The organism is Coprobacter secundus subsp. similis (genome assembly GCF_015097275.1).
Classification (GTDB): domain Bacteria; phylum Bacteroidota; class Bacteroidia; order Bacteroidales; family Coprobacteraceae; genus Coprobacter; species Coprobacter secundus.
Genome location: NZ_AP023322.1, coordinates 889706 through 907983, shown reverse-complemented (window position 1 = coordinate 907983; position 18278 = coordinate 889706). Strand labels below are relative to the sequence as shown.

Annotated in this window: 16 protein-coding genes; 7 read left to right on the top strand and 9 right to left on the bottom strand. The window is 35.1% G+C overall.

The annotated features are described in order from the left end of the window. Window positions 1-45: 45 nt before the first annotated feature. Entirely contained in the window at window positions 46-1293 is a 1248-nt protein-coding gene (locus Cop2CBH44_RS03375; RefSeq protein WP_021930352.1) for a BT3233 family polysaccharide utilization protein, read from the top strand. Between the two features lie 68 nt (window positions 1294-1361). Here the strand turns inward: Cop2CBH44_RS03375 and Cop2CBH44_RS03370 are convergent, their stop codons facing one another. Further along, complete coding sequence (locus Cop2CBH44_RS03370) at window positions 1362-2714, bottom strand: NAD(P)/FAD-dependent oxidoreductase (protein ID WP_021930350.1); 1353 nt, start codon at window positions 2712-2714, stop codon at window positions 1362-1364. A gap of 269 nt (window positions 2715-2983) precedes the next feature. On the opposite strand from Cop2CBH44_RS03370, the gene mtgA reads away from it, so the two are divergent. After that, window positions 2984-3664: a monofunctional biosynthetic peptidoglycan transglycosylase gene (gene mtgA, locus Cop2CBH44_RS03365; protein ID WP_021930349.1), complete on the top strand. Its 681-nt coding sequence runs from the start codon at window positions 2984-2986 to the stop codon at window positions 3662-3664. A gap of 17 nt (window positions 3665-3681) precedes the next feature. On the opposite strand, the gene Cop2CBH44_RS03360 is transcribed toward mtgA, so the two are convergent. Genes Cop2CBH44_RS03360 through Cop2CBH44_RS03330 form a run of 7 tightly spaced genes read right to left on the bottom strand, consistent with a single transcriptional unit; the run spans window position 3682 to window position 10323 of the window. Next, entirely contained in the window at window positions 3682-4185 is a 504-nt protein-coding gene (locus Cop2CBH44_RS03360) for a hydrogenase maturation protease (protein WP_021930348.1), read from the bottom strand. A 21-nt stretch (window positions 4186-4206) separates the two neighbouring features. After that, window positions 4207-4974 (bottom strand): Ni/Fe-hydrogenase, b-type cytochrome subunit, encoded by a 768-nt coding sequence (cybH, locus tag Cop2CBH44_RS03355; protein ID WP_021930347.1) that lies wholly within the window; start codon window positions 4972-4974, stop codon window positions 4207-4209. Between the two features lie 12 nt (window positions 4975-4986). Then, window positions 4987-6705, bottom strand: a complete 1719-nt coding sequence (locus Cop2CBH44_RS03350; RefSeq protein WP_021930346.1) for a nickel-dependent hydrogenase large subunit — start codon at window positions 6703-6705, stop codon at window positions 4987-4989. 20 nt (window positions 6706-6725) lie between these two features. Beyond that, window positions 6726-7916, bottom strand: a complete 1191-nt coding sequence (locus tag Cop2CBH44_RS03345) for a hydrogenase small subunit (RefSeq protein ID WP_021930345.1) — start codon at window positions 7914-7916, stop codon at window positions 6726-6728. 16 nt (window positions 7917-7932) lie between these two features. Continuing rightward, complete coding sequence (hypE, locus tag Cop2CBH44_RS03340; protein WP_200755542.1) at window positions 7933-8973, bottom strand: hydrogenase expression/formation protein HypE; 1041 nt, start codon at window positions 8971-8973, stop codon at window positions 7933-7935. 23 nt (window positions 8974-8996) lie between these two features. Beyond that, window positions 8997-10079 carry a hydrogenase formation protein HypD gene (hypD, locus tag Cop2CBH44_RS03335; RefSeq protein ID WP_021930343.1) on the bottom strand — a complete coding sequence of 361 codons (1083 nt, stop codon included), beginning with the start codon at window positions 10077-10079 and terminating at the stop codon, window positions 8997-8999. Beyond that, window positions 10069-10323, bottom strand: a complete 255-nt coding sequence (locus tag Cop2CBH44_RS03330; protein ID WP_021930342.1) for a HypC/HybG/HupF family hydrogenase formation chaperone — start codon at window positions 10321-10323, stop codon at window positions 10069-10071. The genes hypD and Cop2CBH44_RS03330 overlap by 11 nt, the downstream gene beginning before the upstream one ends. Window positions 10324-10391: 68 nt before the next feature. Here Cop2CBH44_RS03330 and hypF point away from each other — a divergent pair, with 68 nt between their 5' ends. The 5 genes from hypF to Cop2CBH44_RS03305 all read left to right on the top strand — a co-directional run bounded on the left by hypF (window position 10392) and on the right by Cop2CBH44_RS03305 (window position 15786). Then, on the top strand, window positions 10392-12698 hold the full coding sequence (gene hypF / locus Cop2CBH44_RS03325; protein ID WP_021930341.1) for a carbamoyltransferase HypF: 2307 nt from the start codon (window positions 10392-10394) through the stop codon (window positions 12696-12698). A 4-nt stretch (window positions 12699-12702) separates the two neighbouring features. After that, on the top strand, window positions 12703-13044 hold the full coding sequence (gene hypA, locus Cop2CBH44_RS03320) for a hydrogenase maturation nickel metallochaperone HypA (protein WP_021930340.1): 342 nt from the start codon (window positions 12703-12705) through the stop codon (window positions 13042-13044). Window positions 13045-13068: 24 nt separating this feature from the next. Then, on the top strand, window positions 13069-13815 hold the full coding sequence (hypB, locus tag Cop2CBH44_RS03315) for a hydrogenase nickel incorporation protein HypB (RefSeq protein ID WP_021930339.1): 747 nt from the start codon (window positions 13069-13071) through the stop codon (window positions 13813-13815). A 4-nt stretch (window positions 13816-13819) separates the two neighbouring features. Continuing rightward, a complete protein-coding gene (locus Cop2CBH44_RS03310) occupies window positions 13820-14413 on the top strand; it encodes a class I SAM-dependent methyltransferase (RefSeq protein WP_021930338.1) in 594 nt (197 codons plus the stop codon). A gap of 104 nt (window positions 14414-14517) precedes the next feature. Then, window positions 14518-15786 carry a porin gene (locus tag Cop2CBH44_RS03305; RefSeq protein WP_021930337.1) on the top strand — a complete coding sequence of 423 codons (1269 nt, stop codon included), beginning with the start codon at window positions 14518-14520 and terminating at the stop codon, window positions 15784-15786. A 103-nt stretch (window positions 15787-15889) separates the two neighbouring features. On the opposite strand, the gene Cop2CBH44_RS03300 is transcribed toward Cop2CBH44_RS03305, so the two are convergent. After that, the gene (locus Cop2CBH44_RS03300; protein ID WP_200755541.1) at window positions 15890-18250 is read right to left on the bottom strand and encodes a GLUG motif-containing protein; all 2361 of its coding nucleotides are present in this window, start codon (window positions 18248-18250) and stop codon (window positions 15890-15892) included. Window positions 18251-18278: the final 28 nt, after the last annotated feature.

Sequence of the window (18278 nt, the reverse complement as noted above, 5' to 3'; positions counted from 1 at the left end):
TTAAGTTATAAGACTATGTAGGGTTTCTTTAATTATATAATAAAAATGAGAAAAATACTTTTTTTAAGCTTATTTTCCATTGTTGGTTTTTCGTGTACTGAAAAAAAAGAGGTACAAATAGCCATTCAAAATGATTCTTCTTTTGACCGGAGCAATGAAATTGTAGAAGTAGCAATGTCCTCTGTAACAGAAAAATTGCAACTTAATGATACAGCTACATTTATTATTATAGATGCTCAAGGACAACAAGTACCTTATCAGATTACTTATGATGGAAAAATCATTTTTCCGGCAAACGTTAAAGCCAATATGGAATCAGAATATGTAATAAAACCGGGTACTCCTGAACAGTTTCCAACAATGACGACAGGAAAACAATATCCTGAACGTGTTGATGACATAGCTTGGGAAAACGATAAAATTGCGTTTCGTACATATGGCCCAGCTCTTCAAGCTACCGGAGAGCGTGCTTTTGGATATGATATTTGGGTGAAATCTGTTTCTGACCTTGTCGTAGAAGATAGATATGCAGGAGAATTGAATCCTGAAACCAAAGCAAAAATTGCTGAACTAAAGAAGACTGACTCTAAAGCTGCTGATGAATTATATAAATCAGTTTCTTATCATGTAGATCATGGTAATGGACTGGATTGTTATAAAGTAGGTCCTACATTAGGAGGTGGTACTGCTGCTTTGATGGTCAATGATTCTATTATTTACCCTTATTGTTATAAATCTTTCGAAATCTTAGATAACGGGCCACTACGTTTCACGGTGAAATTAGAATATAATCCTCTGACCGTAAAAGGAGACAGTAATATTGTTGAAACTCGTATTATAAGTTTGGATGCTGGTACCCAATTAAATAAGACAACTGTATCATATAGCAATCTGAAAGAAAATACTCCTATTGTTGCAGGTATTGTACTTCATGAACCTGCAGATGTATGTCGATATGTTGCATCTGCTGATAAGGGCTATATTGGATATGCGGATCCGACGGATAATGTTAACAATAATAATGGTATAATCTATGTCGGAGCTGTATTTCCACAAGCCTTGAACGATGCGAAACCGGTATTTTACAGTGAAAAAGAAAAAACAAATGAAAGAGGAGGAGCAGATGGACAACTTCTAGCTATCAGCGAGTATACTCCAGATTCAGATTTCGTATATTATTGGGGTGCAGGATGGAGTAAATACGGATTTGACACTCCAGAATCCTGGTTTTCCTATCTAGAAGAAGCTGCTGCGGCAATACAACAGCCATTAAGCGTTACATTAGTCAAATGATATAAAAAAATATCAGACAGGAAAAATTTCCTGTCTGATATTTTTTTAACGAATAATAACATATAATCTTATTTATTATCCGGATGTAAAATATCATTGCCCAAGTGTGTCTTTGCTTCTAAAGCCTCTCTTTCTCTAACTTCTTTTGCTTTTTTCGCATATACTATCATTCGTAAAGATTGGTCATAAGTAAGATAGTTCCATATCCAATTCAAAAGAACGACTACTTTATTTCGTACTCCAAGAATAGAGCGTAAATGTACAACTAACCACATAACCCATGCAAACCAACCTTGCATCTTTATTTTACTGAATTCGGCTACAGCACGATTTCGTCCTACCGTTGCCATTGATCCTAAATTTCGATAGTGAAAGGGTTTTAAGGATTTACTTTTTTCGATGCGTTTTAAATTTTCAGCAAGTAATTTTCCTTGTTGAATTGCAACCTGGGCCAATTGAGGATGTCCATTAGGGTAATCTTTATCAGAAGTCTGAATACATTGATCTCCAATTGCAAATACATTATTCATCCCTTCAACGCGATTAAATTCATCAACTTTGATTCTTCTACCACGTCCCAATAGTGTCGGACTCAAATTACCCACTGGAATAGCAGTAACACCACTAACCCATATAAATGTCCGAGTTGCAATCTCTGAGCCATCTTCAAGAATTACTTTATGATCTTTATAATCGACAACTTTCTTATTCAGTAATATATTTACTCCCATTTCTCTTAAGAATTGTTCGGCTTTTTCTGAAGATTCTGTCGACATACCCGGCAATAAACGAGGTCCGGCTTCTATAAGATATATATGCATCAGACTACTTGGCATATCGGGATAATCATGAGGGAGTACAAACCGTTTCATTTCTGATAAAACTCCTGCAATTTCAACGCCTGTAGCCCCACCTCCAACAATAACAATATTGAGAAGCTCCTGCCGTTCTTTATCTGTAGAGCAGGTTATTGACCTTTCTATATTTGAAAGTAGAGCATTCCGCAATCCCATGGCTTCTGACACAGTTTTCATAGGCATAGCCTCATCTTCTATATGTTCATTTCCAAAGAAATTCGTTGTTGTCCCTGCAGCAAATACCAGATAATCATATTCAGCTTTACCGATAGATGTCTGTATCATATTCATTTCTGGAAAGATAGCTCTGACCTCTGCCATACGAAAATAGAAATCTTTACGTTTTTGAAAAATTTTTCGAAATGGAAATGAAATAGAGCTCGGCTCCATTCCCGACGAAGCTACCTGATATACAAGAGGAGGAAATTGATGATAATTATTCTTGTCTACTAAAACAACCTGAAAATTTGACCTTTTCAATTTATTGGCCAATTTCAGACCCCCAAAACCACCACCGACAATGATAACCCTTTTTTTGTCACTTTTAGGAATATTGAAACTCATATCTTTTTCTTTTTTACCTATACATTGCAAAATTATACCTTTTTATTTGTTTATGGATGCATTGGTCCTTACTTTTATTGAAATATAGAAAATAATATTCCGTTGCACCGCCTTTACGAAATACAAACAACAATATGATTTCGCCATTATATAAACAAGATAAAATGTTTTTAGAAATCAGATTTCAATAATTTTTTAAGTCTTTTATTGGAATAATATCAAAAAACTTTCCTACGTTTGTAAGAAATTATTGAGCAGTAGAAGTAAATATGAAACTCTTAAAGAAAATAATAAAATACACACTTCTATTTTTTTTTATTTCCACCATCTCATCTGTTATACTTCTACGATTTATTCCAGTATATATAACTCCATTGATGCTTATTCGAAGTGTCCAGAATATGAGTAGGGGAGAGTCTCCTGTTTGGCACCATCAATGGGTTCCATTAGATAGAATCTCACATTGGTTGCCCCAAGCTGTCGTTGCTTCAGAAGATAATCTATTTTTAGAACATAAGGGTTTTGATTTTGTCCAAATAGAGAAAGCTTTAGAAGAAAATAAAACTCGTAAAAAGCCCAGAGGTGCCAGTACTATATCACAACAAACAGCTAAAAACGTTTTTTTGTGGCCAAGCCATTCTTTTATACGAAAAGGGCTTGAAGTTTATTTTACATTTCTTATCGAACATATTTGGGGGAAAGAACGAATTATGGAAGTGTATCTCAATTCAATAGAGATGGGTAAAAATATTTATGGAGCAGAAGCTGTTGCCCAAAAACACTTCAATGTTACAGCTAAGAATTTATCTAAATCTCAATGTGCCCTTATTGCAGCAACATTACCTAATCCGATACGATTCAATTCTGCCCAGCCGTCCCCATATATACAAAAACGAAAACGTCAGATTATATCTTTAATGGGAAAAATTGCTCCTGTAAAATTCAATTAGTATCTATTCTAAATTAATTATGGCTTGACTCTATACATGATTTCTCTTCCAAAATTCAATTGTTTACATCGAATTTCATTGATAATATCATAAATCAATTCGATAATATTATTCATACTTTTCTTTACATCCGGGCTAAGTTCCATTCCTATCTCTTGAATGTCTTTAGCTGTCACGACAATAAGTTCTATATCTGGTATATTGTCTTGTAATATCATTGCATCTATCATGTCTTTGAGCCCGATTTCATGTGCACTGAGTAAAAGCGGATAATCTATGGAGAAACGGGGCTTTATCCTTCTGACTGTTCCCGGAGGGAGACTATCTAATGTCGCATCTATCATTATAATATGACGATATTGTTGTAATGTTCCTATCAAAAATATCCCTCCGGTCCCTCCATCAAGAATATCCACTCCTTCTGGTAATTGCATCTGCTCAAGTCGATGTATTATATGAATACCTACTCCTTCATCTTTCAGGACTAAATTACCGATTCCTAAAATTAGAATATCTTTCATTTTCTATATTTTATGTCGATTCTATACTTTTATTTTTTTCTCTATTGTTTCTAAGCGTTTTTCATCTAATTTTATTTTTTCCTGTTCTAATTCTTCCTTTTCTGCCTCTTCTACAATGGTTGCATTTATAAATTTCCAACCACCGATGATAGAAGAAGCTATTCCATTTCGTTCTATATAATCGTGATAAAAAACCAAATAGATATGAGCTATGGCAAATAAAATAAATGCCCACATCAGTATATGATGAATATTTCTGACTGGGAAAAAACCTCCCATTTCAAAAAGTAGCCATGTGAAAAATGGTTCAAAAATATTATTAGTAGAAACACAAAACATGGCAAATCCTGTAAATGTCTGTATTGCCATAATAATGAAAAGCCCAAAGTAAGTAAAAGCGGCCAGACTATTATGTCCAATATCATATACGGGTTTTGGAGATAATAAAAGAACATCAACTTTGATTGTCTCAAAAATTCCTCGCCATTGTTTCTTTTTTAAAGGTATATAATTATACCATTTGGCAAATGAATTTCCAGCAAAAAACCAATATATACGGACAGCAAAATTTACAACAAATATAAAAGCTGCAATGAAATGAGCCAAGCGAACCCAACCAAACCAATAGTTCGCTTCAGGTGCAGTACTATGCATAATAGCTGGAGGATCTCCGATAATATATCCGGTAATACATAATACAGTTATCACAAAGGCATTTACCCAATGGAAAATACGCACAGGTAATTGCCATACATATACCTCTCTCAAAGGTGCTTTACGACTAATCATAACTATATGCATTTAAAGTGCATCAAACTGATGTACATGTTTTCCTTCTTCATCATAAAGATGTACAGCACAAGCCATACATGGATCAAATGAATGTATTGTTCGTATTATTTCCAAAGGAACTTCTGCATTATGAACAGGAGTTCCTAATAAAGAAGCTTCGAATGCCGAACGTTGTCCCTTAGTATCTCTTGGTGAAGCATTCCAAGTTGTAGGAACAACCATTTGATAATTTTTTACCTTGCGATTTTCGATGTTCACATAATGGGCCAATGCTCCTCGAGGAGCTTCTGTCAAGCCGTATCCTTGGGCTTTATCAGGCCAAGTTTTAGGCTCCCAATAAATACCGTTAAACATCCTATAATCACCAGATTTTATATTAGAAAGAAGCTCTATATAAGATTCTTCCATCCAGTCAGCTATTAAATTTGATTCCATAGCCCGGGCTAAGGTACGTCCAATAGTAGAGTACATTGCTTCAAACGGCACATTAAGTTGTTTTAAACAGCGGTCTGTAATCTCAATATAGTCGTCTTTTTTACTGGCATAACCGATAATAAAACGGGCTAAAGGTCCTGTTTCCATGGGCAAGCCTTTGTAACGAGGAGTCTTTATCCAGCTATATGGCTTGTTATTGTCTAAGTATTCGTAGGGTGGAGTCGGGCCTGTATAATCAAGGTTTGTTTCTCCTACAGAAGGATGTAATCCTACGTTTTTACCTTGTGTATATGAGTACCACGAATTATTGATATACTCCTGCAAGCCATTCATATCGGTTGGGTCAAAGTCATCAATTCTTGACAAGTCTCGGTCAACTACTATGCCTCTCGGACTATGATAAGTATTTAATTCTCCGTAATTACCGGTCGGATAATCTCCGTAAGAGATATAGTTCCTTAAGCCTCCACCGATTTGAGTCCATTCTGGATAATAGGAAGCAATAGCCAATACATCCGGTAGGTATACTTGACGAACAAAATTTTGAGTCTCTTGAATAATCTCTGCAACATAACTTAAGCGTTCCAGATTGATAGCATTTGGATCATTGATATTTACAGCACAAGCCATACCTCCGACAAGAAAATTCGGGTGTGGATTTTTCCCCCCAAAAATAGTTTGGATTTTTACAATATCTTTTTGTACTTCTAAGGCTTCAAGATAATGAGCAACTCCCAATAAATTTACCTCTGGAGGTAATTTATATGCTGGATGTCCCCAATATCCATTGGAGAAAATACCAAGTTTACTGGATTCGACAAATTTTTTTATCTTCTTTTGCACATCCGAAAAATATCCGACCGAACTCTTAGGCCACGCAGATATGCTTTGGGCGATTTCTGAAGTCTTTTTGGGATTGGCTTTTAATGCTGATACTACATCTATCCAGTCTAAAGCTTGTAATTGATAAAAATGGACGACATGGTCTTGCTCTGTCAATGCTGCTTGCATTAAGTTTCGCACCATTTGGGCATTAGGAGGAATAATAATACCTAACGCATTCTCAATAGCACGTACTGAACATAAAGAATGTATCGAAGTGCATACTCCACATACTCGTCCCACGAAAGCCCATACATCTCTTGGGTCTCGATTCTGCGCAATGATTTCGATGCCTCTCACCATTGTACCTGTACTGAAAGCATCCTTTATCACCCCATTTTCTATATCTGCTTCTATTCTGAGATGACCTTCTATTCTGGTAATCGGGTCTACAACTATTCTTTTGGCCATGATTTATTTATATTTATCAGTTAATCTTTATGGATGTCTTTATTTTTTTCTATATCATCAATCTGAGAATCAATTTTATCTTGTTGCCTTATATCGCTTTTTTCATCTTTATCAAATTCATTCTCGTTTATGCTCAAGTCATCCATCTGATTTTTAATCAATTTCCGTTTCTGAATATTTGTTACTACTGCATGGGCCAGAACTCCTCCCAATGCGACAGCTGTAAGGCCGGCTCCTATCTTATCGGCCGTTGCTTCTATACCAATACCATGTACATAAGGGATATGACTATACAAAGGTTCATAATCCCAAAAATTGGGTTCTGAACATCCGATGCATCCATGCCCTGATTGAATAGGATAACTGACACTATTATTCCATTTGATAACTGCGCAAGAATTAAATGTATTCGGGCCTTTGCATCCCATATAATAAAGACAATATCCTTTTTTTGCATTCTCGTCATCAAAAGATTGCACAAATAGTCCTGCATCGTAAGCTGGCCTGCGATAACAAGTATCATGTACCCTACGACCATAAAATACAACAGGGCGCCCCATGTTATCCAGTTCGGGCAATTTGCCAAATGTAAGAATATAAGTAATTACACCAGCCATCACATCTGCGATAGGGGGGCATCCCTGAACATTGATAATGGGTTTTCCTGAGTATATTTTATGTACTGGTTCCGTTTTAGTCGGATTTGGATAAGCATGTTGGATGCATCCTGAAGAGGCACAATTTCCCCAGGCAATAATGGCTTCAGCGCCATTTGCTCCTTCTTCAAATACCGATTTAGCATCTCTTCCGGCAATTGTACAATATCCGGGGCTTCCCAAAGGAATAGAACCCTCGACAATCATAATATAATGTCCATAGAAATCCTTCATTGCTTGATTTCGTACGGCCTCAGCTTGTTCACCTGCCGCTGCCATCAGCGTATCACTATAATCCAAAGAAATCATTTCAAGCAATATCTGCCCGACTAAAGGATGAGAGGCGCGGAGAAAAGATTCGCTACAGCAAGTACATTCTTGAAAATGATACCACAACACGGGTTTTCTAGGCTTGGTCTGTAAGGCATCAACTACTTGTGATATACCTGTAGATTGTAAGCCCAGCATAGCTCCCATTAATCCACAAAACTTAAGAAAATCACGACGAGTATAGCCTTTCTCCATCAGTTCCTGATAAAAAGTTTTATCTCCCATAACAATTAATATTCAGTTAACAAATACGGGGAAGTTGTTCTCCCGATACCATATCTATAATTCTTTTTCTTCCAAAGCTGGTTTTCATGCTTAGTTCGGCTTTTTCATCTCCGATTACTCGCCCAATAATGGCCGCATTCTTGCCATGAGGGCTATTGCGGATAAGTTGTAAAGCTTCTTCTGCATACTTACCGGGCAAAATGAAAAGCATGATTCCTTCATTGGCGATATAAAGAGGATCCAATCCTAATAATTCACAGGCGGAACAGACAGCTTCACTCACAGGAATCTGCTCTTCTTCCAGTTCAATGGAAACATGTGCAGTAGATGCAATTTCATTCAATGTGCTTGATAATCCGCCTCTTGTCGGGTCGCGAATGACATGTACTTCGGGTACACCAGATAATAAATTTTCTACAATATCAACCAAAGAAGCCGTATCACTTTTCACTGTCGTTTCAAATCCTAAGTTATCTCGAGTAGACAAAATACATATTCCGTGTGCTCCTATTTGCCCAGAAACTATTATGACATCTCCAGGCTGTGCGTTTAAGGGTGAAATTTGAGTATCTGGCCTCACAACACCTATTCCGCTGGTATTTATAAATATTTTATCACATTTTCCTCGTTCTACAACTTTGGTATCTCCAGTTACAATAACAACATTTGCTTCTTGGGCAGCCTTTGCCATAGAGCTTATTATTTTTTTTAAAATATCAAAGGGTAATCCTTCCTCAATAATAAACCCTGCAGACAAATAGTGGGGTATTACTCCACAACATAACAAATCATTTACCGTTCCATTAATTGCCAAATCTCCGATATTCCCACCTGGGAAAAAGAGCGGATCTACAACAAAAGAATCTGTTGTATAGGCTAAACGTCCATCATGAACTGGAAGTATGGCACCATCATGCTGCTGATTTAAAAACGGATTAGCAAATGCAGGAAAAAATAAATCAGACAAAAGTGATTGTGTCAGTTTGCCTCCGCCACCATGACCTAAGATTATTCGGTCATATTTCGATTTAGGTAATGAGCATTGGGTATATTTCATTGTAACTATAACTTTTTTATATTTTAAACTTTATATCGATAAAATGCGGAGCATACTCCTTCGGAAGAAACCATTGCTGCACCCAGAGGATGCTCCGGAGTACATCTTTTCCCGAAGTGTATGCATGTATCGGGAAGCATTTTTCCCTTCATAATCTCTCCCGACACACAAAACCGCTCTTTTTTCACATGACTAGTCTTTAGCTGGAAACGTTTGATGGCGTCATATTGTTCATATTTATCTCGTATACATAAGCCACTTAATGGTAGGGTCCCCAATCCTCTCCATTCTACATTTGTCAAAGAAAAATATTTTCTCATCAACTGGCGAGCCTTGACATTCCCTTCAAAAGTAACAGCTCTTGAATAGGCGTTTTCCACTATGTATTGCTTGTTTTCAAGTAACAATACGCATTTATAAATTCCATACAATAAATCAAAAGGTTCAAAGCCTGTTATTGCTACTGGAACTTTTAGAGATAAAGCTAGATTTTTATATTCCTCTATTCCCGTAATCGAACAAACATGACCAGCAGCTAATATTCCATCCAATTGACAATCTTTATCCCTCATTAAAGAATATATTGCTGGAGGGACCAAGAAAAGAGATGTTAATAATGAAAAGTTGGTTATTTTCCTTCGATAAGATTCTTCAATTGTCAAGGCATGTATAGGAGCAGTAGTTTCAAATCCAATTGCAAAGAATACAACTTCTTTATTCGGATTATTCTGCGCAATAGTCAATGCATCTAATGGCGAATATACCATTCTTATATCTCCACCTTCTGCTCTTACAGTTAATAAGTCATCTTTGCTTCCCGGTACCCGCATCATATCACCAAAAGAAACTAATATTACATTTTCCCGACGAGCCAAAGATAATGCCATATCAATAATCCCCACAGGAGTAACACATACAGGACATCCAGGACCATGTATCATCCTAATCTTATCAGGTAACAATTCTTCAATTTTATATTTTGCCAGCGCATGAGTTTGTCCACCGCATATTTCCATAATATGCCATGAATGTTTACATACTCGGTTAATAGCCATTGAAAGTTGCCTTACTTTGTCTGGATTCCTAAAAACTTTATCATATTTCATTTTTACCCATATTATCCAGATACTCACCGATTTTTTCAAAATCTTGTAAAGTAAGTAAAGCTTCGTTCTCATCAACTTTAGTTATAGCAACTCCAGCATGAGCAAGAACATAATCTCCTGGAGATGCATCAACCCATTGTATGCAAATATCTTTTATAACTCCACCAAAATCGACTTTAGCCATCGTTAAACCGTCAGTAGAGGTGTCTTTTTTAATAATCCTTCCGGGTATTGCCAAACACATATCTTTTATCATTAATATTTATATGAACAATCCGGAACAAGTTTTTGTTTTTTAAACAGAAAACAATTATGATTTCACCATTTTTTAAGATAATATTACGAATGTTACACAACTATCAAATTTATATTAAAGGTTTAGTACAAGGAGTAGGATTCAGACCATTTATATACAAAATGGCATCAGAAATGGAACTTACAGGTTCGGTGTACAATACATCGGATGGTATTTATATTCTTATTCAAAGTTCTGAAACAAATAAAAATACATTCATTGACAAAATTATTACTAACAAACCGGCTATTGCAGAAATAGAGGAAATCTCTGTAAAAGAAACGAATAGAATAATTCCTGAAAATAATAAATTTTCTATCGTTACGAGTGACTTCGGCAATAACAGTATTACACGAATAAGTCCAGATATAGCTATCTGTAATGACTGCTTGAATGATGTAAAGAAACAAGTTCACAGATTACATTACCCTTTTATTAATTGTACTCACTGTGGTCCTCGTTTTTCAATTATAAAAAGCTTGCCATACGACAGAGATTCAACAACTATGAATAGCTTTAAAATGTGTCCTATATGCCAGACAGAGTACAATGATACAAAAGACAGAAGATTCCATGCGCAGCCAATAGCATGTAATACTTGCGGACCAGTATATCGAATGAAAAATTCACAGGGAATATATACTGAAGATTATAACACGATACTTTCCTCTATAAAAGAATGTATTATAAAAGGAGGAATTGTGACTCTTAAAGGTATAGGCGGGTACAACTTAATTTGCAATGCCACTAATCCTAATGCCATAAAACGTCTTAGAAAAATCAAGATGCGCCCTCAAAAGCCTTTTGCTGTTATGTTTTATGATAAAAGTCAGGCAGAGAAATATGTTTTTATCAATAATGATGAACTTCAATTGCTGACATCTTGGAGACGACCGATTGTTTTGCTTCGTGAAAGGCAGAAAATTTGCAGTAACGGACTAAATGATGGATATAGAACTCTTGGGGTCATGTTACCATATATGTTAATTCATCATGACTTACTTGAGAGTAAAGAAATAGAGGCTATTGTTATCACCAGTGCCAATAGTGATGGAGAACCTATAATCACACAAAATAATGAAGCCAGATGCAAATTTGAACAAACAACGGATTTAGTAATAGAATATAATCGAGATATATATAATCGAGAAGATGATTCTGTTACACATGTCATTTCGGGGAAAAGCAGAATTATACGTCGTTCTCGGGGATATGTCCCTGAGCCGATACGTTCTGATTTGCATGTAGAGGGTATTTTTGCTGTAGGAGCAGACCTAAATAATGCTTTTGCTATAGGGAAAAATAAAGATATCATACTTAGCCAATATATTGGAAATATGCAAGAAAAGGAAAATCAAATATTTTTTGAGACATCAATGTTTCATTTTTTTCAAATATTCCGATTTTCACCCAAACAAATTATTTGTGATTCGCATCCCGAATATTTCTCAACGGCAATTGCTACAAAATATTCGATACAACATAGTGTTCCATTATTACATGTCCAGCATCACCATGCCCACGCTGCTGCTGTAATGGCAGAATATAATTTAAATGAAGATGTCTTAGCCGTTTGTTTAGATGGTACCGGATATGGGGATGACGGTTGTAGTTGGGGTGGAGAAATAATCAAATGCAACTATACCAGTTACAACAGGTTGACTCATATCGAATATATGCCTTTGCCTGGAGGGAATGCTGTATCCAAGGAACCATGGAGAATGGTGATTTCATATCTGCATGATAAAAGTGGGATACGAACTTTATATCCCGATGATTTTATTGAAAGAATCGGTAAAAAGAAAATCAACATTATCGAGATGATGATGGATAGAAATGTCCTATCGCCTCTATCATCAAGTGCCGGTCGTCTTTTCGACACGGTTTCGTCATTAATGGGTATCTGTGACATCAATACTTATCAATCTGAAGCAGCTATTAAACTTGAACAATTAGCAGACATTGAATGTAAAGAATTTTACCCAATCAATCGGAGTAACCCTTTAGATTTTAAGAATTTGGTCAAGCAAATAGCAAAAGATTACCAACTTGGAGTACCGATCTCTGTTCTCTCTTCTCGCTTTCATAATACGTTAGTTTACAGTCTCGCACACACAATACATTATTTTTCCAAGAAAACAAATATCAATAAGATTATATTATCTGGAGGAGTTTTTCAAAACAAATTATTATCAAATCTGTTAATAAAACAATTAACAGCAAAAAAATTGCATGTTTTTTTCCCGTCTAAAATACCTTGTAACGACGGCTCAATTGCAATAGGACAAATAGCTATTGCTGCAGCCTTAAAAAAAAATAAATAACTCTATGCACGAATTGTCTATAGCTCTCAGTATTGTTGAATTGGCAGCAAAAGAAGCGCATAAGGAAAATGCCAAAGAAGTAAAAGAAATAGAATTGGAAATTGGGGAAATGGCTGGAATCGATACAGAAGCTCTTTTATTTTCATTACGCATTGCCATAAAACACAGTTTGCTTGAAAATGCCGAAATAAAATTGCACTTGATAAGTCCCATAGCTTATTGTTCCAAATGTCGTATAGAATTTGTTCCACAAAACAGATTTGAGCCTTGTCCTTTTTGTTACTCTTATGGTATTGAATTGAGACAGGGAAAAGAACTCAGACTGAAATCTTTACTTATAGAATAATAATTTTTAAAAGGAGAAAAAACAATGTGTACAACTTGCGGATGTGATTATCACTCAAATATGAATCATGAAGAAATGCATAAACATGGTATAGCCCACGAGCATCATCATGAGACTGAATATACAAGACAAAAGATAGAACAGGATATCTTATCTAAGAATAACTTAATAGCTGAAAGAAATAGAGGATATTTTGAAGCTAAAAATATTGCATGCTTTAATATTGTAAGTTCTCCAGGTTCAGGAAAAACATCCTTTCTTGAAAAAACTATTGAACTTCTAAATAACAAATATACAGTTTTTGTGATAGAAGGTGACCAACAAACGTCAAATGATACAAATCGAATAAAAGCCCTCAATGTTCCTTGTTTACAAATCAATACTGAAAACGGTTGCCATCTAGATGCCAATATGATATACGAATCAGTCAAGAGTTTGGCTCCTGAAAATAATTCTATCCTATTCATAGAAAATGTAGGAAATTTAGTATGTCCGGCATTATTTGATTTAGGCGAACAAAAAAGAATTGTTTTGATTAGTGTTACTGAAGGGGATGACAAACCTCTAAAATACCCATATATGTTTGAGAGTGCAGATATATGTATAATTAACAAAATCGATCTTCTTCCTTACATAGATAGTAAAACCGAGAGAATTAAAGATAATGCAAGAATAATTAATCCAGATATATTATTTTTCGAAATCTCTGCTACTAAAGGTTCAGGAATGGACAAATGGATAAAATTGTTGGATAAACTAAAATCTGAATGATAAAATGAATATTAAAGCTGACTTTTTTAACTCTGTAGCTTTTACATGGGACAAAATGTGCCGTTATGACGATAAAAAAATTCGTTTTTTATTACAATTATTAGACATTTGTCCTAATGATTCTATTTTGGATGTTGGAACAGGAACAGGGGTTTTAATTCCATATTTTAGGGAAGTAAACCCTTTGGGTAAAATTATTGCGATAGATAATTCTCCGAAAATGATTGAAGTTGCTCAAAAAAAATTTAGTCGAGAAAAATATACCCAATTTTTAATATCAGATGTTGAACTGGATTGTATACATGAAACATTTAATCATATAGTGTTGTATTCAGTATTTCCTCATATTGAAAATAAAATTGATACAATATTAAAATTGATAAATAAAAATCTTAAAAAAGAAGGAAAATTATTGATTGCGCATTCAGATAGTCGTAATCGGTTAAATGATATGCATAAAAGAAAAAATAAAAGTGTGTGTAATGATATTCTTATTGATGTACAAAAACAAGCAAATTTATTTTCACAAGCAGGATTACATGTTAAAGATGCATTTGAAAATGAAGAACTTTATTATCTTTTACTTACACAACAATAAAAAATACAATTTTTGTAACTGTTTTGAAATACGGATGAAGCCTTTATGTAGTTTATATTAATTACTTTTGCAAAAAAATATAAACACAACTCAAATTAAAATTTATGCTCAAACTAAAAACGACAATTGCCGCGGTGAGCCTTATTTGTTTTTTTTCAGTTCCGTTGACCTATTCTCAAAAAATAGGAGAAAAAAATAATCCGATTTGGAAAGCACTATCCGAAAACAATGAAAGAGATATATCCGAACTTTTAAGGAATATGCCTAATATAGAAGTGGGAAAAGGTATAACGTTTATGCCTAAGAATGAAAGTTATAAAATGACTATGCGATTCAGAATGCAGAATATGGTAGGACTTTCCTTCAATGAACATTTTTCTTTAAACAAAACAGAAGCACAAGTAAAAAGGTTACGTTTAAGATTTGACGGTTATATATATTCTCCTAAACTTACATATACTATTCAGTTAGGATTTACTTCTTATGATGCTAAAGTATTGCCTAATGGAAATATGAATATTGTACGTGACGCTATGGTATATTATGTTCCGTCCTCAACTTGGAACATTGGATTCGGACAAACCAAAATAAAGGCTAATCGTGCTCGTGTTAATTCTTCCAGTGCATTACAATTTGTAGACCGCTCTATTGTCAACAGTGAATTTAATCTCGATCGGGATTTTGGATTTTTCGGAGAATATAATACAAAATTATTCTCAAATTTCAACTTTGGAGCAAAAGCTTCTATTACAATGGGAGAGGGGAGAAACTGGAATACTTCCCAAAAAAGCGGGTTTGCTTATACCGGACGACTGGAGCTTTTCCCTTTAGGTCGTTTTAAGGGTTATGGAGAAGTGATTGAAGGTGATTACGAACGTGAAGAAAAGATAAAAATATTTTTAGCCGGAACTTACAGCTATAACAATAGAGCTTTACGCTTACAAGGACAAAATGGAGCAATGATGCCTGATAATCAACATAGAAGTATCTCTGCTTACTTTTTTGATTTTATATTGAAATATCGTGGATTTGCGTTCTATACCGATGTCATGGGACGAGTTTGTAATGCTCCGACATTTAAAGATAGTGATGCTTTTGTATATAGCGGAAAAGGAGTGAATCTTCAAACCAGTTATATATTCCCATCAAATTGGGAAATAGCATTACGCAATTCGACACTATTACCCGACCATAAAATTCAAGATTTAGCCGGATATAAATTTAATAATCAATCGACCTTTGGAGTAACAAAGTATTTAATAGGTCATAGCTTGAAAATTCAGGCAGATGCATCTTATAATTATAGAAAAAATCCTATAATAAATGGATACAACAGATGGGAACTCCGATTTCAAATAGAACTAGGATTATAAACATAAGTTAAGGTAAAAATAAAGTAAGCGATTTTATCCTCTAAAATAGAGAAAAAAGGCTTACTTTATTTTTTCAAGTCATTCGATTCTTATCTCTGACCCATCACTTTTTTACAACTTTTATTATCTTGTTTTCTACCTTTACTAAATAAATACCATTAGCCAAAGATGAAAGATTCAGCATTGACTTGTCCGATTGCATTACTATACGACCAGAAAAGTCATAAACTGATACAATTGATGATAATGCTTTATTTGTAATAAAAATTTCACCTTCTGTAACGCTCGGATAAATAGACAGTTTATTTTCCTTTTCAGTCAATACACCGACAGTCTCATTCATTTCTAAATGTTTAGGCATTACTGCTGGTTGTTGTTCTGCTAAGACATTTTTCAATATAGGCAGAGTATATTTTCCATTCCCCATTATCCAAATTCCATCTTCATCGAAGTTCCAACCCAGGCTAAGGTAAGTAGACACATCATTCACTTCTTCTTTTGATTTGTTCAGACCATTGTTATCTGTTATTTCTCCGGATAGAGTTTTTCCATCTACCAACATTTCTTCAAATGCGTAGTTATTAGATAAAGTGGTTTTGGCAGAATTTTTTATCCAACCAACAATGCGACCGGCTGACTTAGAAGAAAAAATTTCAGGATTTAATGCTATAGAATTTTTTATCGTATAATTTTCACCCTGATCATTAGTTCCTCCGACAAGACCGCCGGCTGATTTATCATTATTGGTAGATTTGACGACACCTGTGCTATAGCAATTCTCTACGTTTATACTACGATATGCAGTTCCAACCAATCCTCCTGCGCCATCAGCACCTAATACTGTCGTATTTGCAACATAACAATTACGAATATTCACTGTAGTACTATTTGTAGATGTATATCCGAGTATACCTCCGGCGGCCGAACCTTTGGCTTCAATTGTACCACCTGTTACAAAACATTCATCAATTGATATTTCCGTTGTTGTGTAAGGTGTGTGTCCCACAAATCCTCCGACATTATTATTTCCTTCAATTTTTTTATCATCTGGAATTATTATACCAGTTCTTTTTATTACACCTCCAGTTATACTTCCAAAAAGTCCGACATTATTTATGGCTGGTCTATCAATCCAAACCCCATATATTATAAAACCATTTCCATCTAATGAACCACTAAATCCATTTATAGGTACCCAACCTTCTATTGGTGAATTTTCTGTAATCCAATCTGTCAAATCGATATTATTCATCAGTTTGTAATGAGCTTCAAGATTATTGCGTATCTCATTCAATTCCGTTGCTGAAGTTATCAAATAAGGACTGTTTTCATCCCCGTTTCCACTGCCGCTGAAACCATCGTCAGGATTAACTTCTACATATAAATGATCAGGAGTAATTGTTGGCTGCATCTCTAAAGAAACATTTTTCAATACTGGTAAAGAATATTTTCCGTTGCCCATTGCCCAAATTCCTCCTTTTACGTCAAAATTCCAGCCTAAGCTGGTGTAAGCGGATATTTCATTTAGTTCTTCTTTAGATTTATCGAGACCATTATTATCGGTAGCCTCTCCGGATAGAATTTTGCCATCTACCAGCATATCGTCGAAAGCATAGTTATTGGAGAGCTTTGTTTTTGAGCCATCCTTCACCCAACCAATAATACGACCTGCTGATTTTGACGATGCAATACTGGGATTCAATGCTATAGAATTTTTTATAGTATAGCTATCTTTTGCATCGTTAAATCCTCCTGCAATTCCACCGGAAGCCTTATCGTTATTAGCAGATATTATGGTGTTGGTAGAATAGCAATTTTCTATGTTTATGTTGCGATATGCTGTTCCGACGATTCCTCCGGCACCATCAACACTTATCACGGTTGAATTTGCAGTATAACAATTACGTATATTTACTGTTACGCTGTTTGTAGATGTATATCCGAGTATACCTCCGGCAGCCTGGTCTTTCGACTCAATTGTACCCCCTGTTACAAAACATTCATCGATTGATATTTCCGTGGTGGTATAAGGAGTTTGGCCGACAAGACCACCTACATATTTTTTCCCTACAATTTTTTTATTATCTGGAATTACTATGCCGGTTCTTTTTATTATGGCTCCAGCAACACTCCCAAAGAAGCCTATTTTTTCTGTCTCTGGTCTTTCAATCCAAAGTCCGGAAATAACAAAACCGTTGCCATCCAATACTCCCTTGAATTCATTAATCGGTTCCCAACCTTCTATTGATGAATTTTCTGTAATCCAATCTGTCAAATCGATATTATTCATCAGTTTGTAATGAGCTTCAGGATTATTGCGTATCTCATTCAATTCTGTTGCTGAAGTTATCAAATACGGGCTGTCTTCATCCCCGTTTCCACTACCGCTGAAGGCATTCAGGTTCATTGTAAAAATGCCTATATTTATCCAGGCAAACAACATTAAAAATAGACGTTTTCTCATAATTTTATAATTTATATTAATAGAGATA